16 protein-coding genes are annotated in these 9,531 nt (G+C 39.0%); all 16 read left to right on the top strand.

Annotation, left to right across the window (positions count from 1 at the left end; genetic code table 11):
* The first annotated feature begins 12 nt into the window (after nt 1-12).
* The 16 genes from ACHCNF_RS08140 to ACHCNF_RS08065 all read left to right on the top strand — a co-directional run bounded on the left by ACHCNF_RS08140 (nt 13) and on the right by ACHCNF_RS08065 (nt 9,522).
* A complete protein-coding gene (locus tag ACHCNF_RS08140; RefSeq protein ID WP_408069350.1) occupies nt 13-1,350 on the top strand; it encodes a cyclophilin-like fold protein in 1,338 nt (445 codons plus the stop codon).
* 445 nt (nt 1,351-1,795) lie between these two features.
* On the top strand, nt 1,796-2,515 hold the full coding sequence (locus tag ACHCNF_RS08135; protein ID WP_408069349.1) for a class I SAM-dependent methyltransferase: 720 nt from the start codon (nt 1,796-1,798) through the stop codon (nt 2,513-2,515).
* A gap of 172 nt (nt 2,516-2,687) precedes the next feature.
* Nucleotides 2,688-3,083, top strand: coding sequence for a hypothetical protein (locus ACHCNF_RS08130; RefSeq protein WP_408069348.1), 396 nt, complete (start codon nt 2,688-2,690; stop codon nt 3,081-3,083).
* A 66-nt stretch (nt 3,084-3,149) separates the two neighbouring features.
* A complete protein-coding gene (locus ACHCNF_RS08125; protein WP_408069347.1) occupies nt 3,150-3,464 on the top strand; it encodes a TfoX/Sxy family protein in 315 nt (104 codons plus the stop codon).
* 11 nt (nt 3,465-3,475) lie between these two features.
* Entirely contained in the window at nt 3,476-3,961 is a 486-nt protein-coding gene (locus ACHCNF_RS08120) for a hypothetical protein (RefSeq protein WP_408069346.1), read from the top strand.
* Between the two features lie 31 nt (nt 3,962-3,992).
* Nucleotides 3,993-4,181 (top strand): hypothetical protein, encoded by a 189-nt coding sequence (locus ACHCNF_RS08115; protein WP_408069345.1) that lies wholly within the window; start codon nt 3,993-3,995, stop codon nt 4,179-4,181.
* A 21-nt stretch (nt 4,182-4,202) separates the two neighbouring features.
* The gene (locus ACHCNF_RS08110; RefSeq protein WP_408069344.1) at nt 4,203-5,018 is read left to right on the top strand and encodes a cyclophilin-like fold protein; all 816 of its coding nucleotides are present in this window, start codon (nt 4,203-4,205) and stop codon (nt 5,016-5,018) included.
* A 13-nt stretch (nt 5,019-5,031) separates the two neighbouring features.
* Entirely contained in the window at nt 5,032-5,247 is a 216-nt protein-coding gene (locus tag ACHCNF_RS08105) for an aspartate dehydrogenase (protein WP_408069343.1), read from the top strand.
* Nucleotides 5,247-5,426: a GNAT family N-acetyltransferase gene (locus ACHCNF_RS08100; RefSeq protein ID WP_408069342.1), complete on the top strand. Its 180-nt coding sequence runs from the start codon at nt 5,247-5,249 to the stop codon at nt 5,424-5,426. Before ACHCNF_RS08105 ends, ACHCNF_RS08100 begins: the two co-directional genes overlap by 1 nt.
* A gap of 238 nt (nt 5,427-5,664) precedes the next feature.
* Entirely contained in the window at nt 5,665-6,216 is a 552-nt protein-coding gene (locus ACHCNF_RS08095) for a flavin reductase family protein (RefSeq protein WP_408069341.1), read from the top strand.
* Complete coding sequence (locus ACHCNF_RS08090; RefSeq protein WP_408069340.1) at nt 6,213-6,374, top strand: hypothetical protein; 162 nt, start codon at nt 6,213-6,215, stop codon at nt 6,372-6,374. The genes ACHCNF_RS08095 and ACHCNF_RS08090 overlap by 4 nt, the downstream gene beginning before the upstream one ends.
* 23 nt (nt 6,375-6,397) lie before the next feature.
* A complete protein-coding gene (locus ACHCNF_RS08085) occupies nt 6,398-6,715 on the top strand; it encodes a TIGR04076 family protein (RefSeq protein ID WP_408069339.1) in 318 nt (105 codons plus the stop codon).
* 114 nt (nt 6,716-6,829) lie between these two features.
* The gene (locus ACHCNF_RS08080) at nt 6,830-7,048 is read left to right on the top strand and encodes a hypothetical protein (protein WP_408069338.1); all 219 of its coding nucleotides are present in this window, start codon (nt 6,830-6,832) and stop codon (nt 7,046-7,048) included.
* Between the two features lie 252 nt (nt 7,049-7,300).
* Nucleotides 7,301-7,549, top strand: a complete 249-nt coding sequence (locus ACHCNF_RS08075) for a hypothetical protein (protein ID WP_408069337.1) — start codon at nt 7,301-7,303, stop codon at nt 7,547-7,549.
* A 92-nt stretch (nt 7,550-7,641) separates the two neighbouring features.
* Nucleotides 7,642-8,682, top strand: a complete 1,041-nt coding sequence (locus ACHCNF_RS08070; protein ID WP_408069336.1) for a DUF8462 domain-containing protein — start codon at nt 7,642-7,644, stop codon at nt 8,680-8,682.
* Nucleotides 8,683-8,703: 21 nt separating this feature from the next.
* Nucleotides 8,704-9,522 (top strand): cyclophilin-like fold protein, encoded by an 819-nt coding sequence (locus ACHCNF_RS08065; RefSeq protein WP_408069335.1) that lies wholly within the window; start codon nt 8,704-8,706, stop codon nt 9,520-9,522.
* Nucleotides 9,523-9,531: the final 9 nt, after the last annotated feature.

Below are 9,531 nucleotides of genomic sequence, written 5' to 3'. Positions count from 1 at the left end.
AGGAAGTCTGCGATGAAAACGAAAATGATTTTTCTGGCATTCTGTATGACCATAATGTTTTGCATGAGCGCCTGTGCAGGGACAACCAAAAACACAAGCTCAGATCTGGGTGCCGTAACTGAAATATCAGCATCAGAAAATAATGAAACGGAAAGTCCAGAAGAGAATGTTATGTCGGAGGGAACAGCTATGTATCATACAGAAGAAATATGGTGTGAGAATGGCAATAAGAAAATATATGGAATGGCCTATATCCCTGAGGGTGATGGAACATATCCTTTGGTAATCTTTTCTCATGAACTTGGAAATAATCACGAAGCAGGAATAAGATATGCAGAGAGGCTGGCTGAAAATGGGATTGCTGCGTATACCTTTGACTATGGCGGAGGAAGTGTAGCGGGAACCGATAATAAGAGCAGTGGAAGTAATTCAGAAATGTCAGTCATGACAGAAGCAGATGATCTCGAGCTGGTGCTTAATGTAGCTAAAGAATGGGATTTCGTTGATCCGGAAAAAGTATTTCTTCTTGGAGGAAGCCAGGGTGGTCTTGTTACCATAGTTGCAGGGGCAAGGAATCAGGAGAAAATAGCAGGAATGATGCTTATGTATCCTGCACTTTCGATTAAAGAAGATCATGGAATTACCCAGTACAGCTCTGTAGAAGATGTACCTGATGATGTGCCATTATTTGGTGGTTGGATGCATGTAGGAAAGAACTATGTTACAGATATTTGGGAAACAGACTTTTATGAGCTTCTGGAAAATTATGAAGATAAGATTCTTCTCCTGCATGGAGATAAGGATGGTACCGTTCCGGTCTCGTATTCGGAAAGAGCAGCCGGGATTATAAAGGATTGTGAGTTTCATGTAATAAAAGATGGTGGACATGAATTTTATGGACAGCCATTTGAAGATGCAATGACATACATATTGCAGTATATAAAGGACCAGCTTGCCGCAGAAAATGAATCAGCAGAGGATGAAACTATTGGAGATAGTTCTATGACAATGAAAATCGGCGATACAAAAGTTAATGTGGATTGGGAAGACAATCAGGCTGTAGAGGCACTGAGGAATATGGCTGAAGACGGTGATGTTACAATCCAGATGTCAATGTATGGCGGTTTTGAACAGGTGGGCTCAATTGGACAGAGTCTGCCGAGAGATGATAAGCAGACAACAACGGGTTCAGGCGACGTTGTACTATACTCAGGAAATCAGATGGTAGTGTTCTATGGTTCTAATAGCTGGTCATATACAAGACTTGGACATATATCTGATAAGAATACGGAAGATATGACTGATCTTCTTTCCAATGGAGATGTTACTATAACCATTAGCATTGAATAAAACGGGCTTTTTTTGAAAATGTCCGTAAAATGTCCGCATAATGCAGTTTTTCCAAATAATAGGTGATATATAAATGAATAATCTAGTGGATATAGAAGATTATACGAAAAGATTGACAGAAACATTGGTATTTCAAATACTGAAGCATACTATAATGATGAATCGTTGCAAAAAGGCTTGTTGATTTTGCGGAAGAACAAAAGAAGAATCCGGATAATGGCTTTGATTCTGATCGAGATAAAATGGTCATTGTCTTTGACGGAGATATCTTTGAGGCAAAGGTTCAGGGATATGCTTTGTTAGAGACAGACTGGAATTGGTATAAGATATAAATGTTTTCATAGTCATCTGGCGGATAAATACTGCCAGGTGGCTTTTTTTATTGTGTGAAAACGGATATAGTAGAAGATAAATATCTGAAAATTATTGGAGGAGAAGAAGAAAATTGGGGACAATTAAAGATTACAGAAATATGGTAGAGCAGCCTTGGGGAAAAATGTTCTATGATCTTATTTACAAACAGTTAATTATTCCCAATGACAATATAAATAAGGTACTGGATTTTGGAGCAGGGTTCTGTATAACTGCGGATCACTATGCCAAGAATCATGATGTTACTGCGGTAGAGCCCAGTGAAGAGATGCGTGAACTTCGCGTTAATACTTGCAATTATACATTGGTGCCTGGAGGAATAGATTATTTACAGAGTATAGGAGATAATACTTTTGACGTGGTCATCTGTCATAACGTTCTTGAATATGTTGATGATATGAGTGGTGTGCTTGCACAGTTAATAAGAGTCCTAAAGCCAGGCGGCATTCTATCAATAGTAAAGCATAATGAATATGGTAAGGCATTTGCGTATGCTGTGTTAAACGACAATCCCGCGGCAGCATTAGATGTTCTTGATAAGTACACCGAAGAAAGTGCTTTTGGAAGCAGAAATGTGTATAGCAACGAGTATCTTGCTGATTTCTTTGCTGATGATGCAGAGCTAAAAGATGTTTTTGGTATAAGGACATTATTTGGCTTGTCATCAAACAATGAGATCAAATTCAATGAAGAATGGTATAGCAACATGCTTGAACTGGAAACAAAGGCTGGAGCAATTGATGAGTATAAGAAGGTCGCTTTTTATAATCACCTGGTATTTAGAAAGAAATAAAAAAGAGAAATGAACATAAGAAAAATGACTGAATCAGACCTTTTGAATCTATATGGGACATTATCGGATTCAGAAGTTATGGAATATATAGAAGAACCGTATACATTGGATAATGCTCATACGCAAAGCTTGTAAGAGAAAAGATTCCTCGAGCATGGGAGATGTTGCCTTAGTGAAAGAATATTTATATCATGGATCCCCAAATAAATATGATAAGCTGATACCTAATCAGGCTCATGATGTTGGATTTAAGGAAGGGTGCCAGTTAGCTGTATATGCCACTTCCAATAAGAATATGGCTATTTGTTTTGCACTTGGATGTGTTTCGGAAGGAGAGGATGCAGAACGTATCATGATGCCAGAATATGGGGATAAAATGATTTTTAAACACTGTCATCCTAATTATGGTGGAAAAGGATATTTATACTGTCTTGATAAGGGAAAGTTTAAGCCGGCAATGGGATCACAGTGGGTGTGCTATGAAGAAATAGTGCCAGATAATGTTATTGAAATTTATGTGGATGATTATCTGGATTTGTGTGTGGTGGAAGAAAATGAAGAATTATGATCAGACTACAAAGAGTTGAAGCAAAAGATAGGGATTTGCTTTGGAACATGAGTGAAAGAGGTAAGTATGGCATCAACTAAAGAGTACCTGGATTTTATATTAGGACAGCTTTCGGGGCTTGATGAAATAACATATAAGGCAATGATGGGCGAATACATCATCTATTATCGCGGCAAGATCGTTGGTGGTATCTATGATGACCGCTTCCTTGTAAAGAACGTAAAGGCAGCGGTAGACAAGATGCCTGACGCTGATCTGGATCTTCCCTATGAAGGGGCAAAAGAGATGCTGCTCGTGGATGATGTTGATAATAAGGAGTTTCTGAAAGAGCTTTTTGAAGCAATGTATGATGAACTTCCGGCTCCAAAGAAAAAGAAGTGAGGAGGAACTGTATGCTAGTTGTTTTTGAAGGGTTGATTTTGAGCTTTTGGCTGTTACTGATCTGCGTAGTTGGTATTGCTAAAGATGGTCCTGTTGGACTTGTAGTTTTTTATGAACAGGAAGTTCAGGATAAGGTGGTTGAACTTGGCCTTATTACAAAAGAAAAGATAAAGCATGTAAGTATTATTACGAGCTTGGCATTGTTTCTTCCCATGCTGACAGTAATCCCTTTAACTGTTTATTTCTATAATGGTGTCAGTGATTTTCTCGATGGATTTATTCAGCTCGCAGGTATTTATCTGATTGCAGGTCTATTCGACCGGATCTTTATTGACTGGTGGTGGGTTGGACATACCAGGGCGTGGATCATACCGGGAACAGAGGAGTTCATGCCTTATATTCACGGGAAAACATTGGCGGGTAAATGGATTGGGACTTTGCTTGGATTTCCGATAGTGGCGGCAATCCTGGCATGGGTTATGCAACTGGCAGGGTAAAAACAATAATTTCCGCTGGGAGAAGTTTGAAATGATAAAAACAATTGTTGTTGCATTAGTATTATGCTTTATGGAAATAGCCTGCCTGAAGAAGGAGAAGATATATTACTGGCAGATGGCCAGGCAGTTTACATTGAGGATGATCAATGTTGTGTTTTCTCTTTCAGGAAATTTTCGGGAAAAACTGGTACGAAATCGGGAAAAAGTGGGAAGGTTATAGGGTTTTTTTATCAAAATTATTATGAAAAGATTTATTACATTCTTTCTTATAACTACATTTCTGGCTCTATCAGGATGCGGAAACAAAAATGATGATAATGTATCTGTCATAGGTGGAGCAGATGGGCCGACATCAATCTATTTAAAGGCTAATAATGACACAGGTGATTTCACACAGATTGATCAAGAAACTGCGAAGCTCATGATGGAGCTTGATGACGGTCATGTGATCTTGGATGTTCGTACAGAGGATGAGTATGCTGAGGGGCATATCCCAGGGGCGATTCTGATTCCCAATGAAAGTATAGGCACAGAGCAGCCATCAGAGTTACCAGACTTGGAACAGATAATACTTGTTTACTGCAGAAGTGGAAGGAGAAGCAAGGAGGCTTCTCAAAAGCTTGCTGATATCGGATATACGAATGTCTATGAATTCGGTGGAATAATCGATTGGACTGGTGAAATAGTTACCGATGAAGCAGCAGAAGAGACGGAGGAAGTTGTTTCAATGAAACTAAAGATTGATGGTACAGAGGTCCCTGTGACTTGGGAAGATAATGATTCTGTTGATGCTCTGAAAAATATGAGTCCTCTTACTGTGGAAATGTCAATGTATGGTGGGTTTGAACAGGTCGGCTCCATTGGAAAGGGCATTGCCCGTGACGATAAGCAGACTACAACTGATTATGGAGATATAGTTTTGTACTCAGGAAATCAGATTGTCATATTCTACGGCAGTAACTCATGGGCGTATACAAGGCTGGGGCATATTGATATGTCACAGGAAGAATTGACAGATTTGCTGGGAAGTAAGGATGTAACTGTGACGTTGGAGTAGGGAGATAAGAAGAATGTTTTTCAAGAAGAAATCTGAAAAGCTAATCTATGACAAGGAAAATAAAAAGCCGGTTATTAAGGCAAGCATTTGTAATGGTGAAATGGTTGCCGGTTTTCAGGATATTCATACCGGGGCTTTTGATGAAGTGATGCTTGTAAAGAACGATGCAGAAATAGCTGATTTTATGCATCTGTATGGGATTACGGAAAAGGTTGAGAAGATTTACTGATGGAATTTGTAATAAAGCATTTTAAAGAGCTCAGCACCACAGAGCTTTATGAGATATTAAAAACCAGGGCGGAGATTTTTGTAGTAGAGCAGGATTGTGTATATCAGGACTTGGACGATAAAGATCAGGATGCGATACATATATTTTGTTGGAATGATTCCGGCAGAGTTGCAGGATGAGTAAAAACGTGAAGGTGTTTGTGATGCTATAGAAACCGATAAGCATTCCTCGGCATCTTTTTTGGCCAAGGGAATTGCACAAATAGCCAGTATGGATGTTTTTAAATACAAAAAAATAGTTAGCTGTCTGGCTGAGATGGATGAAATATAGTCGTAATACTGAGCATCAGCTCATGAGTGCGCTGCACTTGTGGAAGTATATTAAGTTAAATAGTTTGTGTGTTAAAGGAGGAAACAGATGAGCAGAGTTAATTTTGGAGCAAAACCACTAATGTACCCGCAGCCGGTTCTTATCATTGCAACATATGATGAGAATGGAGTGCCGAATGCTATGAACGCAGCATGGGGTATAACCACTGATTTTAAAGAGATTTCAATCAGTTTGTCTGAGCACAAGACTACAGACAATCTTGCAAAGAGAGGTGCGTTCACAGTAAGTCTTGCTACAGAAGGCCAGGTGATTCCCTGCGACTATGTTGGGATAGAATCAGGAAGAAAAGTACCTGATAAATTTGAAAAGGCCGGTTTCCACGCAACAAAAAGTGAGTTTGTTGATGCACCTTTGATTGATGAACTTCCTGTTGCTCTTGAGTGTAAGGTAAAGAGCTTTGAAGATGGCATTCTGATTGGAGAAATCGTAAATGTCTCTGCAGATGAGAGCGTAGTGACAGATGGAGCAGTTGATATCACAAAGGTTAAGCCTATAAGCTTTGATCCATTTGGTAATGGATATTACGGAGTTGGAGAAAAGGTGGGCAATGCTTTTAAGGATGGCATGCAGTTGAAATGATAAAGAGATTCAAAGAGGTAAGTGGTCTTTACATAGAAAAAATCTACGGTCAGGATAGACTTGCTTTTGCAATGTCAGATACGTCTGATCTGTATGACCTGGTCGAATATGCCCGGTGTGGAGGGTATCAGGGCTCTGTGATCAAGTTTTACGACTGAATGGCCATCAGGGGTATGAGAATATGAAGAAGGTTAGAATTACGGTTAAGAAGATTGCTCGATATGAGGATCTTATGGCAGAGTATGAAAATCCAATAGAACATGCTTGTTTTATGAAGCTCGGACAGACTTTTGTCTGCAATGGATGGGAAAGACCGGAAGGTTTCTGTGAAAGTGCCTGGGAGACACTTTCTCCTTTTGTAATGACTCTGGCCCATGGCGGAGAAAACTTCTATGGCGGCTGGATGAAGAATCCTAAGTCCGCGATGATTTCCTGCAATGATGGATTCAGGCCGGTGAGTTTTTTGATTGAGACGATAGATGAAGATAGTACGAAGTGATTACATGTTGGAAGCATACTGATCTACCAATACTTAATAAAACATACAGGAATCAGGGCGCCAAAGTAGTATAATATATTTGTTGCAATTATAAATTGTTGGAGGAGGAACGAAATGGCAGACATTACTGAAATCATTAAAAAGGTTAATGAAAACAAAGAGCTTATGGCGCAGATAGCAAAAGCTGATCCTAAGCAGGGAGTGGAGCTTCTCAAGAAAGCCAACATTGATGTTTCTGAAGATGACATCAAGAAAGTTCAGGCAGCAGTGGCGGATGGAAAGCTTGATCTTGGTGATCTGAAGAATTTGGCAAGCGGTTTGTTTAAAAAGTAATAGGTTAAAAATATCATAATACATTTATCCCGACACATGGCAATGAGGGTTTGGCTATGTGTCGGGATTTTTTTGTGTCGACCTACTAAGTCGTGCGAGCCGACGTGGTAGAACCTCCATGAAATTGCCCTTTTGTGGGATTATTTATTCCAGGATAGCGTGGGAGGTAGAGCATCCGTTTCATACGCGGAAGGTTATGGGATCATAGCCCATTCCTGGGACTCTTTTCCTATCCTTGCAAGGATTAATCGTATGGGTAAGCAGGAACTGTGGAGGGACAATTCACCAATTTGGGCAAGACCTCAGGTTGATTTTTACAGAATGTTCAGGGATGATCTCTTTTACCAGGTTGTTGGTCATATACCGGTAGAAGAGCCTCTTGACATGGGAGGAGTACTGACATTGGATCTATTTTCAACATACTCAAATGGTGATCCGTATGGAAACCAGAAGATATACATTGTGGATACAGAAACGAGGAAATATATAGAAGCATTGTAATTTAATTATGAAAGTTTATGAAAACTATATTGAATTATGAAGAATTATGAAAGTATAATGGATTATGAAGAATTATGAAAGGATGTCATGTTATGAAAAAGAATAATCCATTTACTCTTACTTTTGGAAAACAGCCAAATGAATATATATCCAGATATGAAAATACGGATATGATCTTAAGTACATTTGAGGCTGACAATCCAATCAGTCAGGCATATCTTATCGAAGGAATCAGAGGAAGTGGCAAGACTGTACTTATGACTTCAATAACAAATGAACTTGGGAAGGATAAGGATTGGATTGTAATAGACCTAAATTCAACGCAGGATCTTATCAATGACTGTGCTATGCGTTTGATCGATTCCTGCAAGAAAATTCCGGATTTCTTTAAACAGGGATTCAACATATCCATCGCAAGTTTTGGTATTGGTGTTAATGGAAATGATACTCCTCAGGATAACGTAAGCATCATAGATAATATGCTTTCTTCATTAAAAAAGCATAATAAAAAAGTAATCATTACTATTGATGAAGTAATGCATGATGACAACATGCGTCACTTTGCGAGCCAGTTTCAAATTTTTGTTAGAAAAGATTATCCGGTTTTCCTGTTAATGACAGGATTATATGAAAATATCTATGCAATCCAGAACGACCCAGCTCTCACTTTTTTGCTTAGAACCCCGAAAATAACATTAGAACCACTAAGCTTGCATCAAATAACGAAACAGTATGCAGATATTTTTCAGATTGATGAAGACGATGCCAAGAACCTTGCACGGATAACTAAGGGATATGCTTTTGCATTCCAAGCACTAGGTCTTCTATATTATGAATATAGAGATGAAATGGAGTTAAGAGAAATTCTCCTCAAGCTTGATGATATGCTTGATGATTTTGTATATAAAAAAATATGGTCCTCATTATCAAAGCAGGATAGAGCAGTCATTCTTGCAATAAAAAAGGATGAGACCAAAGTCAGTGAAATATGTAAGAAGGTAGGCATGACATCTGCTGTTTTCTCAAGATACCGTGATAGACTGATAAAAAGAGGTATAATCATATCTTCTGGACATGGTTATATTTCTTTGCTGCTTCCTCGATTTGGGATTGTTGCTAAAACTTATGAATAAGGTCTTCTAAACAAGGTTTTTATGAAAAGATTTGTTGCATTTTGTCTTATAATTACATGGCTGGCTCTATCAGGCTGTGTAAACAAAAATGATGATAATGTATCTGTCATAGGCGGAGCGAATGGACCGACATCAATCTATTTAAACGCAAGTGATGACACAGGTAATAATTTCACGCAGATTGATCAGGAAACCGCAAAGCTTATGATGGAGCTTGATGACGGACATGTAATTGTGGATGTGCGTAGGGAAGACGAGTTCGCTGAAGGACATATCCCAGAGGCGATTTTGATTCCCAATGAAAGTATAGGCACTGAGCAGCCAACAGAGTTACCGGACTTGGAACAGATTATACTTGTTTACTGCAGAAGTGGACGAAGGAGCAAGGAGGCTTCTCAAAAGCTTGCTGATATCGGATATACGAATGTCTATGAATTTGGTGGAATAATCGATTGGACTGGTGAAATAGTGACTGATGAAGCAGCAGAAAAGACGGAGGAAGTTGTTTCAATGAAATTGAAGATTGATAGTATAGAAGTTCCTGTGACTTGGGAAGATAATGATTCTGTCGATGCTCTAAAAAATTTGAGCCCGCTTACTGTGGAAATGTCAATGTATGGTGGCTTTGAGCAGGTTGGCTCTATTGGAAAGAGCATTGTTAAAGATGATAAGCAGACTACAACTGACTATGGAGATATAGTTTTGTACTCAGGAAATCAGATTGTCATATTCTACGGCAGTAACTCATGGGCGTATACAAGGCTGGGGCATATTGATATGTCACAGGAGGAATTAACAGAGTTGCTGGGAAGTAAGGATGTGACTGTGACGTTGGAATAGGGAGACAAG

Source organism: Butyrivibrio sp. NATIVEDY162 (assembly GCF_045999815.1).
Taxonomy (GTDB): domain Bacteria; phylum Bacillota; class Clostridia; order Lachnospirales; family Lachnospiraceae; genus Butyrivibrio.
The sequence above is the reverse complement of the archived record's forward strand: the minus strand, read 5'-3'. Positions and strand labels throughout refer to the sequence as shown.

Excerpts from the sequence above, each read along its gene's own strand:
- ACHCNF_RS08140 (WP_408069350.1), top strand. The coding sequence starts at position 13 with ATGAAAACGAAAATGATTTTTCTGGCATTCTGTATGACCATAATGTTT.
- ACHCNF_RS08125 (WP_408069347.1), top strand. The coding sequence starts at position 3,150 with ATGGCATCAACTAAAGAGTACCTGGATTTTATATTAGGACAGCTTTCG.
- ACHCNF_RS08120 (WP_408069346.1), top strand. The coding sequence starts at position 3,476 with ATGCTAGTTGTTTTTGAAGGGTTGATTTTGAGCTTTTGGCTGTTACTG.
- ACHCNF_RS08115 (WP_408069345.1), top strand. The coding sequence starts at position 3,993 with ATGATAAAAACAATTGTTGTTGCATTAGTATTATGCTTTATGGAAATA.
- ACHCNF_RS08110 (WP_408069344.1), top strand. The coding sequence starts at position 4,203 with ATGAAAAGATTTATTACATTCTTTCTTATAACTACATTTCTGGCTCTA.
- ACHCNF_RS08105 (WP_408069343.1), top strand. The coding sequence starts at position 5,032 with ATGTTTTTCAAGAAGAAATCTGAAAAGCTAATCTATGACAAGGAAAAT.
- ACHCNF_RS08100 (WP_408069342.1), top strand. The coding sequence starts at position 5,247 with ATGGAATTTGTAATAAAGCATTTTAAAGAGCTCAGCACCACAGAGCTT.
- ACHCNF_RS08095 (WP_408069341.1), top strand. The coding sequence starts at position 5,665 with ATGAGCAGAGTTAATTTTGGAGCAAAACCACTAATGTACCCGCAGCCG.
- ACHCNF_RS08090 (WP_408069340.1), top strand. The coding sequence starts at position 6,213 with ATGATAAAGAGATTCAAAGAGGTAAGTGGTCTTTACATAGAAAAAATC.
- ACHCNF_RS08085 (WP_408069339.1), top strand. The coding sequence starts at position 6,398 with ATGAAGAAGGTTAGAATTACGGTTAAGAAGATTGCTCGATATGAGGAT.
- ACHCNF_RS08080 (WP_408069338.1), top strand. The coding sequence starts at position 6,830 with ATGGCAGACATTACTGAAATCATTAAAAAGGTTAATGAAAACAAAGAG.
- ACHCNF_RS08075 (WP_408069337.1), top strand. The coding sequence starts at position 7,301 with ATGGGTAAGCAGGAACTGTGGAGGGACAATTCACCAATTTGGGCAAGA.
- ACHCNF_RS08070 (WP_408069336.1), top strand. The coding sequence starts at position 7,642 with ATGAAAAAGAATAATCCATTTACTCTTACTTTTGGAAAACAGCCAAAT.
- ACHCNF_RS08065 (WP_408069335.1), top strand. The coding sequence starts at position 8,704 with ATGAAAAGATTTGTTGCATTTTGTCTTATAATTACATGGCTGGCTCTA.